Origin of the sequence: Pseudoalteromonas amylolytica (genome assembly GCF_001854605.1) — a bacterium.
Lineage (GTDB): Bacteria > Pseudomonadota > Gammaproteobacteria > Enterobacterales > Alteromonadaceae > Pseudoalteromonas > Pseudoalteromonas amylolytica.
The window spans coordinates 35,247-57,053 of record NZ_MKJU01000038.1 but is presented as its reverse complement, the minus strand read 5'-3'; the positions used below and the strand labels follow the sequence as shown (position 1 = coordinate 57,053).

Here is a 21,807-nt window from a genome sequence, read left to right as displayed (position 1 = left end):
CTAGCGGGGCGCTACCGGTATAGCCTGCCCCGCCCTATAGACACTGACCAAATTTGAGGGCCATTTATGAGCGATAAAATTCAGCAAAAAGACATCAACAATGCAGCATGGGCTGCATGCGATACTTTCCGAGGCGCGGTAGACCCTGCGCAATATAAAGACTACATCCTAGTAATGCTGTTCGTAAAATACATCTCCGATGTATGGAATGACCACTACGCAGAATATAAAAAACAGTACGGTGACGATGACGTCCGTATCAGACGTAAGCTTGAGCGCGAGCGTTTTGTGCTGCCAATGGTGGAACTGACAGAAGAAATTGAAGACCCAGCAACCAAAGAGAAGAAAACCGTTGTTACCGACACCTTTTTGGCCAACTACTATTCATTGTTAGAGCGTAAAAACGAACCCAACATCGGCGAGCTGATCAACATTGTTTTAGAGCATATTGAAACCGCGAACAAAGCCAAGTTAGAAGGCGTATTCCGTAACATCGACTTCAATAGCGAAGCCAATTTGGGTAAAACCAAAGACCGCAACCGCCGCCTAAAAACCTTGCTGGATGACTTCAACAAGCCCGCACTCGACATGAGCCCATCGCGCGTGTCTGAAGATGTGATTGGTAATACCTACATCTACCTTATTGAGCGCTTTGGCTCCGATGCAGGTAAAAAAGCAGGTGAATTCTACACCCCTCATAAAGTCTCTGAGCTGGTTGCGCGTCTGTCTGCACCAAAATCGGGGGCTCGTATTTGTGACCCTGCCTGTGGCTCAGCCGGGCTATTGATTGAAGCCGCTCGTCAAGTAGGTGACCGCAATTACTCACTCTATGGCATGGAAGTCAACGGCAGCACTTGGGCGCTTGCGCGTATGAATATGTTCTTGCACGGCTCCGACTCTGCTCGTATCGAATGGTGTAACACCCTCACCTCACCAGCGTTGGTCGAAAATGACAGGCTGATGAAGTTTGATAACGTGGTTGCCAACCCTCCATTTTCACTCGACAAATGGGGTTCAGAAGACGTTGAATCCGACAGATACAACCGCTATTGGCGCGGTCTACCACCTAAATCAAAGGCAGACTTTGCCTTTATCAGCCACATGGTTGAAGCCGCCGTTGAAAAAGAAGGCCGCATTGCCGTAGTGGTGCCTCATGGTGTGCTGTTTAGAGGTGCGGCGGAACTACGCATTCGTCAAAAGCTCATTGAAGAAAACCTGTTAGATGCTGTGATCGGTTTGCCCGGCAACTTGTTCCCAAGTACAGGTATTCCAGTGGCAATCCTGATATTTGACCGCTCACGTGAAAAAGGTGGTGCCAATGAAAACCGCAAAGACGTGCTGTTTGTCGATGCCAGCGGCAAAGACCATTACCAAGCAGGGAAAAACCAAAACATCCTGCTGGATGAACACCTAGACAAAATTGTTGCAGCGGTAACAACCCGTGAAGAGGTAGAAAAATACGCCCATTTAGCCACCTTTGACGAGATCAAAGAGAACGACTTTAACCTGAATATCCCGCGCTACGTCGACACCTTCGAAGAAGAAATCGAGATTGATATTGTGGCGGTACAGGCTGAGATCACCAGCCTTGAAAGCGAACTTGCCGATGTTCGCAGCAAAATGGCGGCGCTGTTAAAGGATATCGTACCTAACGAGGCGCAAAGCAACACAACGGAGGTGGCTGAATGAGTATGACGAACAACAACCATTTTGTTGACGCCAACAAAATGGTGTCTAAGTGTAAGTACGGCACTACAAACCATTTGCGTGAAGTCACGAAAATGGTGGGAGGTACGCGATGAGTAACAAGCAACTTACCCAACCAGAACATACCAGCTTTGAAAGCTTAAAGCATGAATCTGAAGGTAACGAGTTCTGGTATGCCAGAGAGTTACAGACTGTTCTTGACTACAGTACTTGGGACAAGTTTGAGCGTGTTATCAAAAAAGCGATCACAGCTTGTGAGGGCTCCGGCCAGTCGAGTGAAGACCATTTTTCCCAGGTGGGAAAAATGGTCGATATTGGCTCGGGGGCTAAGCGAACTACCCGTGATTATCAGCTTTCCCGTTACGCCTGTTACCTCATTGTGCAAAACGGTGATGCCAGCAAGCCGGTGATCGCCAATGGGCAGACCTATTTTGCCATTCAGACTCGTCGCCAAGAGCTACAGGATGACACTGGTTTTCAGCAACTAAATGAAGACCAAAAGCGTTTAATGCTGCGCAATGAACTGGCCGACCATAACAAGCAACTGGCCGCTGCAGCCCGTGATGCAGGTGTTGAGTCTGGTTTGGACTACGCCATTTTCCAAAACCATGGCTACAAAGGCTTATATGGCGGGTTAGACAATAAAGCTATTCACCAACACAAAGGCTTAAAAAAGAGCCAAAAAATCCTCGACCACATGGGCAGTACCGAGCTTGCCGCTAACCTGTTCCGTGCCACGCAAACGGAAGAGAAACTTAAGCGTGATAAGGTCAGCAATAAAGTCCATGCCAACCAAACTCATTTTGAAGTAGGTGCCAAAGTGCGCGCTACTATTGAGGAACTAGGCGGCACTATGCCAGAGGATTTGCCAACGCCGGAAAAAGGCATTCCCCAGTTGGCGCGTGCACAGAAGAAGTTGGAGAGTGATCAATGAAAAAACTGAAGCACTTTCTTGCTACTCCAGTAAAAAATGGTTATTCGCCTGTTTGTACTGATAAGCCGACTTCAAAAGTTGTACTTGGACTTGGCGCTCTGACTGGCACGGGACTAGATCTCTCGCAGGTAAAATGGGTTCCAGAGTCCAATACGCAAGCTGATAAATTTCCTATTGAGTCTGGTGATTTCTTGGTTAGTCGCTCAAATACACTTGATAAGGTTGGAAGAGCAGCTCTCTATCGTGGGGGGCTATCTAACTGTTCTTATCCTGATTTGATGATGAAATTTCGAGTTGATGAAGAGAAAATCATTCCAGATTTTATGGAATTGATTCTACAAAGTGCCCCAGCGAGAAAGCATTTTATGCGATGTGCATCTGGCACAAGTAGCACAATGGCAAAAATAACTAAATCTGTTGTTGAGTCGCTGAGGGTTCCAGAGTTTTCAATGCAGCAGCAACAGAGCATAGTTAAAATTGCCAGAGAGTGGGACAATGCCATCGAAAAAACAGAGGCGTTAATTGCGGCTAAGGAAAAGCAGTTTGAGTGGCTGAAGTCGCAACTTCTTTTAAACAACCCTAAATCAAAACGATGGAACACAAGTACATTAGGTGAGTTTATCGTTGAGAAAAAAGAGAAAAGCACTACGCCTGATTTATACCCTTGCTTAACCTCCTCTCGCCGAGGAATTTTTCTGCAAGAGGACTACTTCTCTAAACAAGTAGCAAGCAAAGATAATAGTGGCTACAAGATAATGAGTCGTGGGGACTTCACATTCAGGTCAATGAGTGATGATGGTTTATTTGTATTCAACAAACAAACCATAATCGACAAAGGCTTAATTAGCCCTGCATATGGTGTATTTTCTCCAAAACAAAACATGGACTCTGATTTTTTATATTATTTCTTGAACTCTCCTGCATTTAGGCGAGCTTTATCGCGCGAAGTTCAGGGCGGTACACGTACAGCATTAAAGCTAAACGCTTTGAAGAAATTAGAGGTAAAGATACCTTGTATTCAAGAGCAAAAGGATATCGCCAGCAAGCTTAATATTGCTAAAAAGGAAATTGATTTAGTAAAAGAACTCCTTGAAAAATACCGCAGCCAAAAACGCGGTCTGATGCAAAAACTGCTTACAGGTGAGTGGCAAGTGACCAGTGCTGAGGGTGAACTTCAGGATCGTACAAAGGAGAACGTCGCATGAGCACACCTCCAGTCAATTACGCAGCAAACTCGGAGCCTTCGGGCTTTGAGTTTAACGAAAAGTACTTGTCGCAAATTCCTGCCCTGCAACAGTTAATCAATTTGGGTTATCAGTACCTTACCCCTGAGCAAGCGCTGGCTGAAAGGGGTGGGCGCAGTGCCAATGTGATCTTGGAAGGGGTGCTACGTCAGCAGCTAAAAAAGATTAATCGCATTAACTATAAAGGTGGCGAGTATCTGTTTAGCGAAGAGAACATTCAAACCGCGATCCAAAAGCTCAAAAATATTAAGTTTGATGGCCTGCAAAAAACCAATGAGTCGATTTACGATTTAATCACCTTAGGCTCAGCCATGGAGCAAACCATTGAGGGGGACTCAAAAAGCTTTACCCTCAATTACATTGATTGGAAAACACCTTCAAACAACAGCTTTCATGTAGTCGCTGAGTTCTCGGTTGAGCGAGCACGCAGCACCGATACCGTGCGCCCCGATATCGTCCTGTTTGTCAATGGTATTCCCTTTAGCGTGATTGAATGTAAATCACCAAAAGTGGATGTAGAGCAAGCCGTATCACAAAATATTCGTAACCAGGGTGATGACTATATTCCGCGCCTGTTTACTTATGTGCAGCAAGTGTTGGCAGTGAATAAAAACGCCGCCCAATACGCCACAGCTGGCACACCTAAGAAGTTTTGGGGCGTGTGGAAAGAGCAGGAAGATAAACCCGCCGATGTCGATAAAGCCGTAAATACCTCCTTGAGCGAAGAGACTAAAGCACAGCTATTCAGTGGCGAGTTTGCTGCAGCACGGCCATTTTTTGATGCGCTAGAGGCGGAAGGTAAACGCTTGGTGACGGAACAAGATAATGCCATTTATAGCCTGTGCCGCCCAGAGCGTTTATTAGATTTGGTGTATCGCTTTACCCTTTTTGATGGTGGCATTAAGAAAGTAGCCCGCTATCAACAATATTTTGTGATTAAAGCGACTATCGCCCGAATTAAGCGTTTGGCCAATAAAGGCAATGGCACTAAAGAAAACCGCCAAGGTGGTGTTATTTGGCACACTCAAGGCTCGGGTAAGTCGCTCACCATGGTGATGCTCACCCGTGCTATGGCACTAGAGTCGCAGCTTATCAATCCGAGGATCATTTTGGTTACCGACCGGGATGATCTTGATAAACAATTGGGTAATACCTTTGCGGCCTGTGGTTTAAGCCGCGAACGTGCCACGTCTGGCCGAAACTTAGTTAAGCACCTGAAAAACAAAGTGGGTCTGATCACCACACTGATCCACAAATTTGACAAAGGCTGGGTGGCCGAGAAGTTTGTTGATGAGTCGCACGATATTTTTGTATTAGTCGATGAAAGTCACCGCACCAACTTTGGCTCATTGGCGGCCCGAATGCGCCAAATGCTACCTAATGCCTGTTTTCTTGGCTTTACCGGTACGCCACTACTGAAAAAAGAAAAGAATAACTTTGCCAAATTTGGTGGCCTGATTGAGCCGCACTATACCATTAAACAAGCGGTTGCCGACGAAGCAGTATTGCCACTGCTGTACGAAGGCCGACATGTTGAGATGGAGCAGAATCAGTCGGCTATCGACCTCTGGTTTGAGCGCCACACCGCCGATTTAAGCAAAGAGCAAAAGGCCGACCTTAAAAAGAAATACGCCCGCGCTGAAATGCTAAACAAAGCCGATCAGGTGATATATATGCGCGCCTTTGATATCAGCGAGCATTTTCGTGCGAACTGGCAAGGCACCGGCTTTAAGGCTCAGCTGGTTGCCCCGGGCAAACCGGCGGCGTTAAAGTACCAGCAGTTTTTGCAAGAGATTGGCACCGTCACCACAGAGGTGGTGATTTCTGGCCCTGATACCCGCGAAGGCCACGACGAAGTGGACGAAGGACCAACCGATGAGGTAGGTAAGTTCTGGGACAAAATGATGAAGCGCTTTGGCTCTGAAGAAGAGTACACTAAGCAAATCATCAATCAGTTTAAATACGGTGATGACCCTGAAATACTCATTGTGGTGGATAAGCTGTTAACTGGTTTTGATGCGCCGCGCAACACCGTGCTGTATCTATGCCGAACCCTGCGAGAGCACACGCTATTGCAGGCTATCGCTCGGGTTAACCGCCTGTACGAAGGTAAAGAGTTTGGCTATATCATCGACTATGCCAGCGTATTGGGTGAGCTGGATAAAGCCCTAACCATGTATGAAGCCTTTGAAGGGTTTGACGAAGATGACTTAGCAGGCACGCTCACCTCCATCAACGAAGAAGTGTTTAAACTGCCACAGCGTTACTCTGACTTATGGGATTTGTTTAAAGCCGTTAAAAACTCAAAAGACGAAGAAGCCTATGAGGTGTTGTTGGCCGATGACGAGTTGCGTGAAGAGTTTTACGAATGTTTATCGGCATACAGTAAATCTTTAGCCATCGCTTTATCGTCTGAGCAGTTCATCATGAGCTCTGATGAGAAGAAGCTACAAACCTATAAAAACGATTTAAAACGTTTTCAGAACTTAAAGGCAGCGGTTAAGTTGCGTTACGCCGAGGCGATTGATTATCGCGACTACGAGCCGAAAATTAAAAAGCTGCTGGATACCCATATTCAGGCTAATGAGGTGACTCAGCTTAACGAGCCAGTGAATATTTTTGATGAAAAAATGTTTACCGCCGTGAAAGAAGAGCAAGGGGTTTATCAAACCAAAACCACGGCATCAAAAGCGGACACCATCGCCCACGCCACGAAGCGCAGTATTTCGGAGAACATGGACAAAGACCCTGCGTTTTATGAGAAGTTTTCGAAGCTGATCCAAGCCGCTATTGATGACTTTAAGGCCAAGCGTATCTCAGACTTAGAATATCTCAACCGAGTGATTGATATTCGTAACAAAGTGGCCACGAAGCAGCATGATGATATGCCTGATTGCATTCGTGAAAACGACGAAGCGTGTGCCTACTTTGGCTTGATTAAGCCGCAGTTTCAGCAAGTGGCAACACTCAACGAGTTAGATGATGCTCAACTTGATGCCATTGCGGCACAAACATCGTTAGCAATACAAAAGATCATTGATGCCCATTGGAAAGTCGATTTTTGGGACGATGCCGACGTTCAAAAAACAGCGATGAATGATATTGACGATTTTCTTTATGACGAAGTCAAAGAGCAGTACGGCGTGACGCTGAGCTTAGAGCAAATGGACGAAATCATTGAGAAAACCATGCAGGTTGCGAAGCACCGGAGGCATTCTTGATGTCGTCAACCATCAAGCAGACTGAGTTACCAACGGCAAGCGCTGAAAGACTAGCGGTTGTATACGGAGGGGGAGAAATCCCCTTCCAGTTGGCTTTTTCTAAACGCAAGTCGCTGGAAATATCAGTTCACCCTGATAAATCAGTTTTTGTAAAAGCTCCTGAAGGCACCGATCGTGAGGCCATTGAAGCTAAGGTGAAAAAGCGCGCTCGGTGGATCAAACGTCAAATTCGCTATTTTGACCAATTTGACCCAAGAACCCCTTCTCGCAAATACGTAAGTGGTGAAAGCCATTTGTATCTCGGTAGAAAGTATAGGCTAAAAATTGATGCAGGTACTGACAACGGTGTGGTACTTAAAGCGGGCTTTTTCTGGGTAACCTCTGCCAATGGTAAACCAGACCATGTGGAGTCGCTACTTAATGATTGGTATCGAGAAAAGGCCGATTTCCACTTAAATAAGGTGTTTTCGGATTGTTGGGAGAAGTTCAAACATTCAGATGCAGACAAGCCAACCATTAGAATAATGCAACTCAAAAAGCGCTGGGGCAGTCTATCAAAAAGCGGAACGCTGACCTTAAACCGCGAGTTAATTAAGGCACCGAAAGAGTGTATTGAGTACGTGATCATTCATGAACTGTGTCACCTAGAGCACCACAACCACGGTCCAGAGTTTTATCGCTTACTCGAACGTTCTCTACCAGATTGGGTGAAGCGAAAGCATAAACTAGAAATGGCACTTATTTAGTTAATACTGATGCTCTAGCCACTCCGAATGTATAACTGATCACGACGTGGCAGCAGAACCATAATTCCTTTTGATTGGCAATGATAAGCCCCCTAACGTGATTTAACTGTACCGATTTAGTCTAAACGGTACAGTTCGTTGCGGCTTAAGGTTTTGAGAAAAATGGCAGCCATCCCTTGTTATGTCTGCGATCAAGGCATTGAGGCCGTGTTTGCTAGGGCGGTAAGTGTACCGCTTTTCTAGGTGGCCCATGAACCAGTACACTTTTCAGATGGCTTGTATTGGGTTTGGGATTGTTCTGTTAGTACATAGTTTAAATATTTCAATTAGTTGTCGCATATTCGGTGTTCTGTGCCTGACTGGTTAATATGGTGTAACGAGGTAGGGGAACAGGTAAGCCGATAAAAATGAAAACTGTCTCAGCGGAAGCTGTGGCAAGCCATCCAGGCTGTGCTGGCATTGAACCTCATGCGTTCGCAGAAAAAGAGGCGAAGGCAACAGTATGTCGTGATTGGCTATGGCCGATAAAAGTGATGGTGAAGTTGGTTCTTTTTGTAGTGCTCATGTTTGCTTTACCCGCTCCAGTTTCATTTTTAATTATTTTGCTTACCGCATCATTTTGGTTTGGTTGAACAAACTCCATCGACGTTATGGTAGGCCAAGAAGGGGGAGAAGGTTTGCAGGGCATAGGCACATTTCAGTGGTAGATGGTTCGCCATCTGGCATATCAAGTCCAGGAATATACCAAGCTGGACAGGCTGGTGCGGAATTGATACCAGATACTCCAGATTTCATCTCTGATTCGAGATCACCCCATTGGTGTGGCGATATAAACCCTGTAAGTGGCCCTCCAATGATGGAAAACTCTTGTATTGATGTCGGTGGCAATGTGTTGAGGGATAACAGTATGACTAGCATTGATACCAGTTTTGACTGTGGTGGTATTAGCTGCGACCGATTTGATTCAACGATTTGAGGAGGTTGTATGGATTTGCTTTGGTATTGGCTCGCAGGTCTGCTTTTGACAGTGGCTGCTGTTGGGTGTGTCTACTGGTATTCCACATATCAGATGAAACGGAGTGAGAATAATAAGGACGGTTAATATTCCAGTTTTCTACTTTCCCTAGACTATGATGATGCCTCTTTCACATGTGAAAGTCGCGGTAAATTGTTTTAGTGGGCTTATGAATCTTCAGATCATGAAGAGCACGTTTTTTGCTGAATTTAATCACCGCACCATTATCTGCTTCTGTAATCCTAAATACCCTATTTTACAGGCCTTCTTTCATTCCAAACTGTCCAAAATGGGCCTGAGCACCGCGCGCCTTTGCGTTGCTCATCCTACAAGCTATTCCTTGATTATTCATTAGCTATCAGGAGTAGTTATGACCGAACAAAAACAATCAAATCAGCTATTAAGCTATCAAGAAGTCTGTCAGCTAACTCAGCTGTCTCAGGCAACCATTCGCCGTTATGTGAAAAATGGTTCTTTTCCTTCGCCAGTGAATTTATCGCCTGGTGCTCGAAGTGTGAGATTCCGTGTTGAAGACGTGCAGAAGTGGCTTTTGAGCCTGTGATAGGGAGGTCATATGAAGTTTCGTCATCACCATGATCAACTACAGTATTTCTGCCGTGAGCGAGGTTGGCGTTCGTTGAGCTCTTCAGTCAAGGTTCTTGCTAGAACGCGTTCACCTGATCGGAAGTCAGGTTTCAGTGCTTGTATTGAAATCATCAACATGGACAAGCAGACGATTCGAATGATAGTGCCTGCCAGAAAGATCATGGGAGGGACCAACTATCAATTAAGAGATGAATTATTCGATACCGGTTTTTGGCTGGAGCCTGAGCAAACTGCATGGAATATGGTCCAGCGCTATTTGCGGGAAGAGCTCAAAGCGGCGGAAACGGCCTTTTGTGTTACAAGAACAGGTTGGCATGACAAGGTGTTCGTTACTCCGGAGAAAAGTTTCGGACGGTCAGATGAGCCCTACTACTTTTCTGGTGGGATGGCAGACTCACTCTGTTTGGCAAAAGGGAGCTTAGCGGAATGGCAAAGCGAAGTCGGTTCTTTATTGGGCGGCAATCCCTTGCTTATATTTTCTGTTGGCGTCGCTTTGTCCGCGCCGCTGCTCAAGCCAGTAGGGATGGAAAGTGCGGCATTCCATGTGATGGGGCCGTCTTCGTCGGGTAAGTCTGTCACATCGTTTGTCGCTGCGTCTGTTTATGCTGATAAGTCTTATATCAAGTCTTGGAAAACAACCGCTAACGGTATTGAGGCGGTTGCATCAGAACATCATGACATGTTGCTTGTGTTAGATGAGCTAGGGTTGTGCTCGGCGGAAGATGCCAGTTCTGCGGCTTATCAAATCGTCAACGGATGTGGGAAGCTGCGAGCCACCGAAACAGGCGGCCTGGCGAATATAGCCAATTGGCGAACGCTGACATTGAGTAATGGAGAGGTTGGCCTGACAGAGCTGATGGAGTCCTCTGGTTATCAAGTGAAAGCAGGTCAGCTGATTCGAGTCATCGAAATTCCTGCCGAAGAGCGCTTTGGCTGTTTTGCGGATCTACACCGCTTTTCCTCACCATCTCAGTTTGCTGAGCACTTAGAAAAGCAGACTCAAAAGTACTTTGGCACTTTGTTCACGGCTTGGATGACGCTTATTTCAGATAAGCCCGATCTGGAAGTCGTTTTACAGCGTGAAATCGAAACGCTGAGGCAGCATTGGTCTAAAAGTAATTACTCCGGCCAGGTTCATCGGGTATTGAAGCGCTTTGTCCTTGTTGGTGTAGCGTTGTCTGTTGCGTCACGAAACCAGTTAGTGCCATGGTCTGAAGAAGAGTCACTCTATTCCGTATATAGCGTTTTTAGCCGCTGGTTATCTCACAGAGGGCACCAGCACAATCAAGAAACGTATGAGGTGTTAAGTGCTTTGAAACAAGCCATTAGCCATTGGGAAAATAAGCTTCCTGAATTTTGTACGAGCAGATCTTCAAAGTTTGGTTACTGGCGGCAGGATGGTGATGACGTCCAGTGGCTTATCCACAAACAAGAGTTTGTTAAGCAGCTACGACTGCGGCGTCAGTACAAGAGTCAATTGAGCCCTTTGATTCATAAAGGGTGGTTTGAAACCAATGAAGATCGTAGAGGAACACTTCGGATTATCGAGAAGAAAAACGGTACTGAGTTTGATCATCGTTTTTTCGCTTTCTGGCCGGAAAAGATCCTCTCTGAATTGAAGGAGATGGGCGTCGATGAATAATATATTCCCAGTTTTCCCACTCTTCCCAGAGACATTCCAATGGGCGAGGAGGTGATGTGATGACAACCAACGAGCAAGTTATTCTTCAGTCCATTCTCGCCAAGATTGACCGTGTTGAGCGCGCTATTCTGGAGCAGCGTTTGCAGCAACAAAAGGTGGAGTTGCTTGGAAAGGACATTCTAACCGTTGATGAATGTGCTGCTTTGCTGGGTTTATCAACCAATCAACTTTATAAGCTAACGAGCTCGGCAGAGATCCCTTACTTTAAGCTTGGCAAACACCTCCGATTTGAGCGTCAAGCAATCATGGATTGGGTTGAGGAGCAGCGCGTTTCATCTCGCCATGAGATACAAAAAAGGGCAGCAAACTATGTCGCCACCACTTCTCGTAAGTAGTACCTTCTATAGCAGCGGCCTTAGGCCGCTGAATCCTTTCCAGAAGAAGCAAAAATATCGGGGAATGTGAGCATGGCTTCCATCCTACGTTGTTCTATGATGTCAGCGTAGATCTCGGTTGTCTTGAGTTCGCTGTGGCCGAGCAGTTTCGATACTGCGTATATATCGATTCCTCGGCTAAGCTGAATTACAGCAAAAGTATGACGACCAGCATGGAACGTAACGTGCTTACTTATTCCAGCAGCCAGAGCCCATCTAAGCAGCTCTACATTTATATAAGAAGAGTATTTTAATCCCTTGAATACGCGCTCGTGAGAGGCTTTGGGGCTACCCAAAAGTGATTCTGCTGACTTTGGTATGTCTAAATACTGAAGGCTCTTAGCATCGCCCTGAGAGAGTTTGGCTTGGTCGAAGATAATTCGTTTGTGATTATTGAATGTCTCTACTTCTGACCAAGTAAGTCGATGGATATCGCACCAACGCATCCCCGTTGCACATGAGAACAAAAACGCACGTTTAAGGACTGGGTAGCGACATTCTGTGTGAGCTAAAGCGTTGACCTCATCCAATGTGAGATAAACACGCTTGGTCGTTTTCGCTTTGATACTGGTCACTTGTGAAAGCGGGTTATCACGAATAATACCTTCTCGATGCGCTTCGTTGATCGCCGCGCGAACTTTATTGAAGTAGGAGCTTTGTGTGTTGCGAGATAACGCGGTATCACTTTTGGTTTTCGCTTCATTGGTCAGGTAATACTTAAATCCGTCTAACCAGTCTTTATCCAACTCATCAAAGCTAAGATCATGTTTCCCGCAGTAGAACAGCAGGTGCTTACGTGCTGAAAGCCAGATCGAGTGGTTGGAGGTTGAGGTGGTTTGTTCTTTGATGTCAATTTGCCGTTGAAAGTAATCAATGAAGCTAGCTGAACGCTTAGTTCTATCCTCAAAACTATGCTTTTGGGATTGCCACTCAACCAGTCGTTTACTCTTAATGGTTTCGGCTAGGAGAAGGTGCTCTTTGTTATGTTTTCGCTGAGCTGGTGTTTTGGGTTTGTCATAGATAAACAGATCCAGCACTTCGTGTTCACGTTTTCGCTGACGAGATCCGTTTGATTTAGTGGTATAACCGTGGTCATAAATGAGACGCAATGTTCGCGTTCCATCTGATTTAAGTGTCCGTTTTTCAATGAAAATTTTCATGTTTGTCCCCAATTGGTCCCCAATACGGCATTTATCATGTCATTGGGGACCAGCTGGGGACTAGATTTGGCAATTAACGGCAACGGATGGAAACAAACGGCAAATGACGATCTAATAAAATCAGTGTGTTATCTACCGTTGCTTGCTGTTGTTTTCCGTTATTTGCCCACTTTACTTCCCGATACAAAATGAGCTAAAGATCTTGCCAAGGAGATCATCGGAAGTAAATTCACCAGTGATCTCGTTAAGATATTGCTGTGTCAAACGCAGCTCTTCGGCGAGGATCTCTCCTGCAATATGCATCTCTAACTGGGTTTTACCAATATCTAAATGTTCAGCGGCGCGCTCTAGTGCATCTAAATGACGGCGGCGTGCCATAAAGCCACCCTCAGTTGCACCTTGGTAGCCAATGCAGGTTTTTAGGTGATCGCGTAGCAAATCGATACCTTCGGTATTTTTGGCACTCAAGCGCAGAACAGGGTAGTCGCCTTGTTGGCACATACCCGCTGTTTCTGCAGATAAATCAATCTTATTGCGAATGACGGTAACATCCATGCCAGCAGGTAGCTGTTGCATAAAATCAGGCCAGATCTTGGTTGGATCCGTTTCTTGTGTATCCGTACCATCTACCATAAATAGCACATGATCGGCTTGACGAATTTCATCCCAAGCGCGCTCGATACCTATTTGTTCCACTTTATCTGGGCTTTCACGAAGACCTGCGGTATCGATGATGTGTAATGGCATACCATCAATATGAATATGCTCGCGCAGTACGTCGCGTGTAGTCCCCGCGATATCGGTAACTATCGCCGCTTCTCTGCCTGCTAAGGCATTGAGTAGGCTGGATTTGCCTGCATTCGGTTTGCCTGCGATCACCACCCGCATACCTTCGCGCATGATACTGCCTTGTTTAGCTTGTTTACGCACTTCATCCAATTGCGTGATGATGGCATTCAGATCACCGCTGACTTTGCCGTCAGATAGAAAGTCTATTTCTTCGTCAGGAAAATCAATCGCGGCCTCAACATACATACGTAGATGGATCACTTTCTCTACCAGCGTATTGATATGTTTAGAAAAATCTCCTTGTAAGGAGTGCAGGGCGCTCTTTGCTGCCTGCTCACTGGTGGCATTAATTAAATCCGCGATGGCTTCAGCTTGGGTGAGATCCAGTTTGTCGTTCATAAAAGCACGTTCTGAGAATTCTCCTGGCTGCGCTAGGCGTACTTTATCTATCTGACAAATTTCCTTAAGTAGCATGTCGATAACAATTGGACCACCATGACCTTGTAATTCCAGTACATCTTCGCCAGTGAAAGAGTTAGGGCCTTTAAAAAATAAAGCAATCCCCTGATCCAACTGCTCACCTTGTAAGGTGTTAAATGGCAGATACTCGGCATAACGAGTTTTAGGACATTTCCCTAAGATCTGATTGGCAACGGTTTGTGCTAAAGCGCCCGATACGCGGATGATCCCTACACCGCCACGCCCAGGGGCTGTGGCTTGTGCGACGATGGTGTCTTGTGAATTCATGGTGATATAAAAACTTGCTATTACAATAGGGGCGAATTGTACAGCAAAGCGACAAACACAGCTATTAGCTTACATGACTATTGGTGTACTATGAGCATATTAATTTGCGGGGAAAAGTCATCTTTGTGTATCAATTCAAGCAGTTTACGTTCGATCCTATCTTAGAAAAACTCAGTAGTGACGCTCACACTCATACGCTTAGGCCCAAGGTTGCAAAGCTCCTACAGTATTTTTTAGATAACCCAGAACAACTGCTTAGTAGAGAGCAAATTCTCAACGAACTATGGCAACACTCACAATATCGAGATAGTGCACTCACCCAGAGTATTCAGGAGCTTCGTAAAACATTGGGGGATGACGCACAGCAACCTGAGTTTATAAAAACAGTGCCACAAAAGGGTTACATGTGGATTGCCCCAGTTGAAGTCACTATTACTCCAAACATTAAATCAGCACCACAACGAAAAGGGTTATCTATTGCTATAACAATAGCGTTGAGTGCTTCGGTGATCGGCAGTGCAATTTGGTATACCAACATACATACTCCAACTGTTGCAGAGCATGTTAATACACAAGCTTTACCAAGTATTTTTATTGCTCCAGTTGAAAATTTAACGGGGCAAGGCCAGCTAGATTGGTGGGGTTTTGCTTTGCAGCAACAACTGAAGCAAGCCACCAGCGCGTACTTTAACGTTATTGATGAGGTATCCGCCGCGGGGGTTTCGCTTGAAAATGTGGTGCAAAACATCGCTGAAGTTGGCTTTAGCGCGAAACTCACGCAGCAACAGCAGCGCTATGTTTTACATTATCAAATCAACCGTCGTGGCCAGTCTTTACAGCAAGGGCAGCTTGTCAGTGAAGATTTGCAAACACCGATAGATGAACTTGTCAGTCAATTAGTGATGCAGTTAAGTGGCCATACCGAAGCGGTATCAACGGAGAAGATTTCAGCGAATGTTCAATCGAGACAAAGCTATCTTGGTGGATTACATGCGCTGAGCTATCAGGGGGTAGGTGCTGCGATCCCTTACTTTAGAGCCGCACTTGTTCATGACATCGACAATCAAGTAGCAAGATTGGAGCTGGCTAATGCCCTGTGGAAAACGGGCATGTGGCAAGCGTCGCGAGAGCATTTTGAGGCGATAAAGAATATCGACGCGACGAGCTATTTGGCGACACGCTATCACCTGTACCTTGGTCGTTACTGGCTGAACATGGGGGAGTATGAGCGTGTGACACCTTTACTTGAGCGCACTATTGCTATGGCTCGGGCACTGAATCACCAAAGATTATTGGCTCAGGGCTATCAATTACAAGCAGATTTGGCTTGGTTACAGTTGCGTTGGCAAGCGCATAGTAAAGCCATGCACAGTGCTAAGGTGTTATTGGGCGCGGGGTCGTTAAGCCATTCAGAATCGCAACGCGCATTTTATTTAGCGAACCCACCACAAGCCGGTGTAGAGCAAAGCACAGAGCTGGATATGAGCGAAAATCTAGCTGTGGTACAAAAAGCCATTCGCTATTATCGACAGCAGCAACAGCTAGCTCCACTGATGTTGAGCTATTTTGCTCTAGGACAAAACTATCTTGCGCCGCTGGCGGCACGTGAGCAGGCACTTAAGCAAGCCTTAACAATGGCGGATTCGCAAAATAATCTGTACGTAAAAAACGATATATTGCTTTATATGGCTTTTTATTACATTCAGCTACATGATGGCGATGGGGCCCTACGAGCTTTGGCACAACTTAAAGCTGAGGATACGCCGCGCATAGGCCTGCAGGTCAAAGCACAGTTCTTAACAGCGATGGCCACCATGGACAGGGTACTGCAAGAGACGATGCCCAGTGAAGGCGCACTAAACAATGCATTAACGCATTTTAAGCAGCTGCTGGGTCGCACAGATATTGATAAAGTCACACAAGCCAGTGCACAGTTGATGAATGCATGGCTGCTGATAAAACAACAAGCGTATGAGCGGGCGAAACCTTTACTTGAGCGTGCCGGTTCGACCTTTGAGCAGTTACAGCTTACCGATAGCCTCAGTTATGTGCGCTATACTCAGATGTATATACGAGTTTCTCAGGGGCAGTATCAAGATGCTATAGCAATGCTTGCGGCGAAACCTGTGCAAAAGCTCGAAGCACTTTATGGCAGTTTTGCACTTACTCGCCTTGGCCAGCACCAAGCTGCAGCAAAGCAACTACAGGCGGCTAAACAGCAGTTTGCATCGCAATGGCAACAACAAGATGATGACTTTTTTGAGCAGGTGGTTGCAACAGCGAGCAGTCAGTCATTACATCTTGAGCTGTTGCCACCACCTTATAGTGTGTACTGTCAATCAGAGTGGCGACTTGAGTAAGTTGCCAAATCCGATTGTGCTGGCGCTGTTGTACTGCGATAAACGACTTGATTGTTGTTATCGAGTATCACCCAATAGGGCAAACTGGTAATGCCATAACGGCGAAATAGTGCATTGTGCTTATCAAATAGTACAGGGTGATTGACTCGTAGCCGTTTTTGATAGTTTTTTACATCTTGCAAAGAGACATAAAACGGTTTGATAACAGTGAGTTTTTCCATGTTATCTGGAATGCGTATTTCATTGTGTTGCATCGCTTTATGTTCACAATGTGGCAAGTGACGAGCTGGGCAAAGCGCATCGGAAAATAATATTAAACGTATGTTCTTCGAGTGAACTTTAAAGCTATATTGCGCGCCACTGAGAGCATTGACTATCAGATGGTGCGCAGCAATCGGCTGATGCTCTGAGCTGGGAAGCGAAGGAAGCTCACCTAGCTCGATTTTGTTCACCATCTTACCTTGCTTTATTTGCACAATTGTTGGTGTACGACGCACCCCATACTGAAACGCAAGTTTATTATCTTTGTCTATTTCTAGAGAGCTATACAAAGGGTAAGTGTTTACATACCTATCTATATCCGCTTGTGAAACATTCATATCTAGTTGTATAAAGCGGCGCGGAAATTCACTCGTTGGTAACGTGCTCGGTGGAATATATTCTCCCCACATATCGATAAATACCAATTCATAGCTATCATCAGTGGCGTTGGCAACAAAGCTCAGTAATAGAGAGGTAGTGAGCAGCAAGGTTCTAATCATGGCTAAGCTCCTTTGCTAAATACGTCGATAGAGCTGTTTGTAATGCTTCATCCATCAACGCCGTGCGATATATTTCGTTACCCTGTTCATCAAGTAATATGTGAGTCGGAGTACCAATGACGTCAAAGCGTCTAGTGATGCTGCTATCGCTATCAAAGAGCGTGGCGATTTGGTATTGATTGTTATCCAAAAAGCGCTTTACCAAGTCTTCGGATTGATTAAGTCCAATGTTGATGGACAGAACCTCCAAGCGTGGCGAGCGATTGTTGTAGATACGATTTAAATGTGGCATCTCTTCAATGCAGTAGCGGCACCAAGTGGCCCAAAATTTTAAATACGTTACTTTGCCTTGGGTATTAACATGATCACCCTGCAACGTTTTACCTTGTATGTAACGTGGTTGAGCGTGTGATTCGGCATTGAGTGTAAGGCTACTGAGTCCTATCAATAGGGCTGTCAGCGTATTGCGTATATTCATATATTGGCTTCCTTATAAAGTGATTAAAAAAAGAGGTTCTGACCTGCTTTGATGAGGTAAAACTGCGCCATGACAAATAGCAGTAATGCAAATATGTTGGGTGCGATGCTAAGCCACGGACCGGACTTGGGCAGTCGAGCAAGTAATTGGCTAAAGGTGCCCACTAAAAACAGCAAGCTACTCATGCCCAAGGCAAAGAAAAACAGCAACATTCCACCCAACCAAACGTGTTGTTGATTTGCTACCAATACCAACAGCCCCATTAATACTGGGGAGGTACATGGTGCCGCAACCAGTCCACTGGTCGCACCCATCATTAAGGGATTGTGAGAGCGAGCGTTATTGAAGATGGAAAGGACGGGGAGTGTAAGCCAGCCCTTCATTATCGCTGCCATATACAACAGTAAATTAGCAAAGCCGATGAGTAACCAAGGGTTACTCGCGACTTGTCCAAATAGCTGCCCTGTTTGTGCGGCCAGTAAGCCAAGTAGGGCATAAAGCAATGCAAGCCCAAGGCAGTATAGAGCTGCGTTTTGTAATGCCCGAACGTGATTGCCTGCTTTGGGTGCTAACATGGCGACTGTGATCGGTAACAGCGGATAAATGCAAGGTGATAAGCTGGCAAGTACCCCTGCGCCAAAAGCTGCCAGTACGAGCCACCAGTGAAGAGAGGGTGACGTAAGTAGTGTTAATAAGTAAGTGTTAAATTCGCCCATCGTTGCTTTCATTCATTGCTGTGATTTTGGATGAGGCGAGTATTTAGAAAAACTGCGAAAGACACCATCAAATAGGTATAAAATCGCGATAAAATAATATCAAATATTTGATTGTATTGATTTTATATTGTGTAGGCAGGGCTTGCTGACAAACAAAAGCGCCCGCGAAAAGCGGGCGTTTTTATGAAAGGCTGAATGTGTTATCTCACTTTCAGACCCTTTTTCTCCATACCGCGGTAGATGTAAAGCATCTGTGCGATAGTGATCAAGTTAGACACTAACCAGTACAGTACCAACCCTGAAGGGAACGGGAAGATAATAAAGAAGAACGTAAATACCAGCGGCATATAGGTCATCATCTTTTGCTGCATTGGATCAGTGACAGTCATAGGTTGTAGCTTTTGTGTCAGGAACATACTTGCACCAAACAAAATTGGTAGCACATAGTATGGGTCTTTTGCTGAAAGGTCGGTTAGCCACAACATAAACTCAGCATGACGTAGCTCAGTTGACTCTAAGAACACGTAGAATAGCGCTAAGAAAATAGGCATTTGCAATAGTAAAGGCAAACAGCCGCCCATAGGGTTCACTTTTTCTTTGCGATATAGCTCCATGGTTGCTTGACCAAACTTCTGACGGTCATCGCCATAACGCTCTTTTAGGGCCTGCATCTTTGGCTGTAGCATACGCATTTTAGCCATAGATGTGTATTGTGCTTTAGTTAGCGGGTATAGGGCTGTTTTAACTAAAATAGTAATCGCGATAATAGCAATACCCCAGTTGCCCACAACACCGTAAATAAGTTTAAGCAATACAAATAGTGGTTGTGAGATAAAGAACAACCAACCGTAGTCAACGGTTAAATCAAGGTCTTCTTGGATAGCTTCTAGTGCGTCACTATCTTTTGGACCCATGTAGTAGGTTGCATTCATCGTTGATGAGCTGTTCGCAGCAACATTAACAGGTTCATTTTTTACCCCAATGATGCCCTGACCATTACGTAACAACGTATAAATAGTACTGTTAACGGTTTGATTTGGCACCCAAGCACTTACGAAGTAATGCTGAATAAAGGCAATGTAGCCACCTTGAGTATTCTTGTTAAGGTTGGCTTCGCTCATATCATCAAAGCTGTACTTCTCGTAAGGCTCTTCATTAGTACCGTATGCTGCCCCTAAATAGGTTTGGTCGACCATACTACCTTTGTTCTGTACTGTGCGCTTGACCTGAGTATAAAGCTGTACTTGAATCGGATCAGCGCTGGTATTGTTAACGTCATACTCTAGTGCTACATCATATTTGCCAGCTTTAAACACATAGGTTTTTGTGTAAACAATCCCTTTGCTATCGACAAAGGTCAGTGGCACGCGTAATTCATCACCTTCAAGGGTATAAGCTGATTGAGTGCTTTCATACACTGGACGACCGTCACGAGACGCATCTGGACCATTTAGGCCAATTAATCCACTTTGTGCGATATATTGTTTGTTTTCAAATTCGCCCAATAGCAGGTAAGGCTCTTCACTGCCATGAGTTTCAGCATGTTGGAGAAGTTTCGCCTCAACAATGTCACCGCCCTTGGTATCGATTTTTACGTCAAGTACATCGGTTTTCACTGAAACAGTTGAACGAATGGCTTTAGTTTGCGCAACAGGTACGTCGTCTTGGCTCGAAGCCGGAACGTCATCCGATACAGGGGTTGATGTAGGGGTGGTCACTTGTGTGGTGGCACTGGTATCGATTTTTGGTTGGTTGTATGCAGTGTTCCATTCTTGAAACAATAAATACGACACAAGCAATAAACCGATAAATAAAAACGTGCGTTGTGATTCCATAACAGCTCTTATTTCTCGTGTTGGTGTTTAACTTCGGTTGATTTATCAGGCACGGGATCATCCCCACCTGCGCTTAAAGGGTGACATTTTAATATGCGTTTAACCGCTAACCAACTCCCTTTTAGCATTCCATGACAATTAATTGCCTCAATTGCATAACTTGAGCAGGTTGGGTTAAATCGACAGTGTGGGCCCAATAATGGACTGATAAAGCGCTGATAACCTTTAATTACAGTAATTAAGGCCATTTTTGGTATGGCGATAATAGGTCGATACCAAGACTTAAGCGCTTTATATGTCATTGCCACATTAACTATGTTCAAAAGGTGAGCTAAAGATACCTTAATTACAGGACCAAAGCTATGAACTGGAAGTATTATCGCGCTTTTGCTGTTTATTAGCGGGCGATTTATTAGGTTTGGCATTTTTAGCTGGCCGCTTTTTAAACGGTTTAGGTTTTGGTGCGCCAGGCTTGCAGCGTTCGTTTATTTTTCGCCACAGTTTATTCAATTGCTTTGTAAGCTCTTCATTACTTTGTTCGGCAATGCCATCTTTTACCATCAAAACGATATCGATGTTATCAAGCTTGTGTTGGTTTAAACGAAAACTTTCGCGAGCAAGTCGTTTAATTCTGTTGCGTTGACATGCGAGCTTACAGCGTTTTTTGGCGACAGTAAGTCCTAGACGAGGGCGTCCAACATCATTGGGCTTTGCTAGTAAAGTAAAGAAGGGGGTTGCTGCGCGAGCAGGCTCTTGAAATATTCTGGAGTAATGCGAGGGAGTTAACAGACGTAACTCCCTGCCAAAGCTAAAGCTTTCCACTAACTATTAAGCAGAAAGTACTTTACGGCCTTTAGCACGACGACGTGCTAGTACTTTACGGCCATTTGCAGTTGCCATGCGAGCACGGAAACCGTGAGTACGTTTGCGCTTTAATACGCTAGGTTGAAAAGTTCTTTTCATAACAATTCCATCCGATCGGTTAAGTTTAAAACACCCTATGCAGGTCGCGATCCTGGCACAGGTGCCATTGCGAGCGCGAGATAGTAATGCCGACAGGCCCTAAAGTCAATCATAATCTTACTTTGCTGGTGGCTTTTTACACATCAGACAAAATTAAGCCTGTCAGTTAGGGTTGCGGCTATTATATAGCAAGATCTTTCTAACAACCTAATAGATCATGATCGATCTGATCTCATTGAAGTTTTCCACAGGGTGTGTGTGAAATTAGGCAACAAGCTCTGGAAAACTAAAATAGATCACAAAATAATAATGAGATCTTGCTGGTTTTTTGCTATGATCTACTTCTTGGATCTAAAATAAAATAACACATAAAACAATATGTTATGAAATATTGTGAGCGAGATCCTCTTTTTTGAAAAAGTCAATATTGATGTTGTGGATAAGATCAC

Annotated in this window: 20 protein-coding genes; 10 read left to right on the top strand and 10 right to left on the bottom strand. The window is 45.1% G+C overall.

Translation table 11 applies throughout. The features are described from left to right. The first annotated feature begins 66 nt into the window (after positions 1-66). The 6 genes from BET10_RS20905 (at position 67) to BET10_RS20880 (ending at position 8,484) form a co-directional block, all read left to right on the top strand. On the top strand, positions 67-1,689 hold the full coding sequence (locus BET10_RS20905; protein WP_070988067.1) for a type I restriction-modification system subunit M: 1,623 nt from the start codon (positions 67-69) through the stop codon (positions 1,687-1,689). 109 nt (positions 1,690-1,798) lie between these two features. After that, positions 1,799-2,641, top strand: a complete 843-nt coding sequence (gene dinD / locus BET10_RS20900; protein WP_070988065.1) for a DNA damage-inducible protein D — start codon at positions 1,799-1,801, stop codon at positions 2,639-2,641. After that, positions 2,638-3,846, top strand: coding sequence for a restriction endonuclease subunit S (locus BET10_RS20895; protein ID WP_083330642.1), 1,209 nt, complete (start codon positions 2,638-2,640; stop codon positions 3,844-3,846). Before dinD ends, BET10_RS20895 begins: the two co-directional genes overlap by 4 nt. Next, entirely contained in the window at positions 3,843-7,106 is a 3,264-nt protein-coding gene (locus BET10_RS20890; protein WP_070988063.1) for a type I restriction endonuclease subunit R, read from the top strand. The genes BET10_RS20895 and BET10_RS20890 overlap by 4 nt, the downstream gene beginning before the upstream one ends. After that, positions 7,106-7,852, top strand: a complete 747-nt coding sequence (locus BET10_RS20885) for a M48 family metallopeptidase (RefSeq protein WP_070988061.1) — start codon at positions 7,106-7,108, stop codon at positions 7,850-7,852. Before BET10_RS20890 ends, BET10_RS20885 begins: the two co-directional genes overlap by 1 nt. A 407-nt stretch (positions 7,853-8,259) precedes the next feature. Next, on the top strand, positions 8,260-8,484 hold the full coding sequence (locus tag BET10_RS20880) for a hypothetical protein (protein WP_070988059.1): 225 nt from the start codon (positions 8,260-8,262) through the stop codon (positions 8,482-8,484). 16 nt (positions 8,485-8,500) lie between these two features. Here BET10_RS20880 and BET10_RS21655 read toward each other — a convergent pair whose 3' ends face one another. Then, entirely contained in the window at positions 8,501-8,770 is a 270-nt protein-coding gene (locus BET10_RS21655) for a hypothetical protein (protein WP_170829194.1), read from the bottom strand. Positions 8,771-9,237: 467 nt separating this feature from the next. On the opposite strand from BET10_RS21655, the gene BET10_RS20870 reads away from it, so the two are divergent. Genes BET10_RS20870 through BET10_RS20860 form a run of 3 tightly spaced genes read left to right on the top strand, consistent with a single transcriptional unit; the run spans position 9,238 to position 11,510 of the window. Then, positions 9,238-9,429, top strand: coding sequence for a helix-turn-helix transcriptional regulator (locus tag BET10_RS20870; RefSeq protein ID WP_025630236.1), 192 nt, complete (start codon positions 9,238-9,240; stop codon positions 9,427-9,429). A 12-nt stretch (positions 9,430-9,441) separates the two neighbouring features. Next, positions 9,442-11,115 carry a DUF927 domain-containing protein gene (locus BET10_RS20865; protein ID WP_070988057.1) on the top strand — a complete coding sequence of 558 codons (1,674 nt, stop codon included), beginning with the start codon at positions 9,442-9,444 and terminating at the stop codon, positions 11,113-11,115. Positions 11,116-11,174: 59 nt separating this feature from the next. Then, positions 11,175-11,510: a helix-turn-helix domain-containing protein gene (locus tag BET10_RS20860; protein WP_070988055.1), complete on the top strand. Its 336-nt coding sequence runs from the start codon at positions 11,175-11,177 to the stop codon at positions 11,508-11,510. Positions 11,511-11,530: 20 nt separating this feature from the next. Here BET10_RS20860 and BET10_RS20855 read toward each other — a convergent pair whose 3' ends face one another. Next, positions 11,531-12,709 carry a site-specific integrase gene (locus tag BET10_RS20855; protein WP_070988053.1) on the bottom strand — a complete coding sequence of 393 codons (1,179 nt, stop codon included), beginning with the start codon at positions 12,707-12,709 and terminating at the stop codon, positions 11,531-11,533. 171 nt (positions 12,710-12,880) lie between these two features. Further along, positions 12,881-14,245, bottom strand: coding sequence for a tRNA uridine-5-carboxymethylaminomethyl(34) synthesis GTPase MnmE (gene mnmE, locus BET10_RS20850; RefSeq protein WP_070988050.1), 1,365 nt, complete (start codon positions 14,243-14,245; stop codon positions 12,881-12,883). 104 nt (positions 14,246-14,349) lie between these two features. Here mnmE and BET10_RS20845 point away from each other — a divergent pair, with 104 nt between their 5' ends. Then, positions 14,350-16,605, top strand: coding sequence for a winged helix-turn-helix domain-containing protein (locus tag BET10_RS20845; protein ID WP_170829193.1), 2,256 nt, complete (start codon positions 14,350-14,352; stop codon positions 16,603-16,605). On the opposite strand, the gene BET10_RS20840 is transcribed toward BET10_RS20845, so the two are convergent. From BET10_RS20840 to rpmH, 7 genes are all read right to left on the bottom strand, one after another. Further along, complete coding sequence (locus BET10_RS20840) at positions 16,581-17,366, bottom strand: thioredoxin domain-containing protein (RefSeq protein ID WP_070988046.1); 786 nt, start codon at positions 17,364-17,366, stop codon at positions 16,581-16,583. The two genes, BET10_RS20845 and BET10_RS20840, sit on opposite strands and share 25 nt — an antisense overlap. Beyond that, the gene (locus tag BET10_RS20835) at positions 17,359-17,844 is read right to left on the bottom strand and encodes a TlpA family protein disulfide reductase (protein WP_083330639.1); all 486 of its coding nucleotides are present in this window, start codon (positions 17,842-17,844) and stop codon (positions 17,359-17,361) included. The genes BET10_RS20840 and BET10_RS20835 overlap by 8 nt, the downstream gene beginning before the upstream one ends. A 23-nt stretch (positions 17,845-17,867) precedes the next feature. After that, positions 17,868-18,560 (bottom strand): cytochrome c biogenesis protein CcdA, encoded by a 693-nt coding sequence (locus tag BET10_RS20830; RefSeq protein ID WP_070988045.1) that lies wholly within the window; start codon positions 18,558-18,560, stop codon positions 17,868-17,870. Between the two features lie 200 nt (positions 18,561-18,760). After that, the gene (gene yidC, locus BET10_RS20825) at positions 18,761-20,395 is read right to left on the bottom strand and encodes a membrane protein insertase YidC (RefSeq protein ID WP_070988043.1); all 1,635 of its coding nucleotides are present in this window, start codon (positions 20,393-20,395) and stop codon (positions 18,761-18,763) included. 8 nt (positions 20,396-20,403) lie between these two features. Further along, positions 20,404-20,643, bottom strand: a complete 240-nt coding sequence (gene yidD / locus BET10_RS20820; RefSeq protein WP_205987564.1) for a membrane protein insertion efficiency factor YidD — start codon at positions 20,641-20,643, stop codon at positions 20,404-20,406. Positions 20,644-20,755: 112 nt separating this feature from the next. Next, on the bottom strand, positions 20,756-21,217 hold the full coding sequence (gene rnpA / locus BET10_RS20815) for a ribonuclease P protein component (protein WP_070988041.1): 462 nt from the start codon (positions 21,215-21,217) through the stop codon (positions 20,756-20,758). A gap of 6 nt (positions 21,218-21,223) precedes the next feature. After that, the gene (rpmH, locus tag BET10_RS20810) at positions 21,224-21,358 is read right to left on the bottom strand and encodes a 50S ribosomal protein L34 (RefSeq protein ID WP_008488847.1); all 135 of its coding nucleotides are present in this window, start codon (positions 21,356-21,358) and stop codon (positions 21,224-21,226) included. Positions 21,359-21,807: the final 449 nt, after the last annotated feature.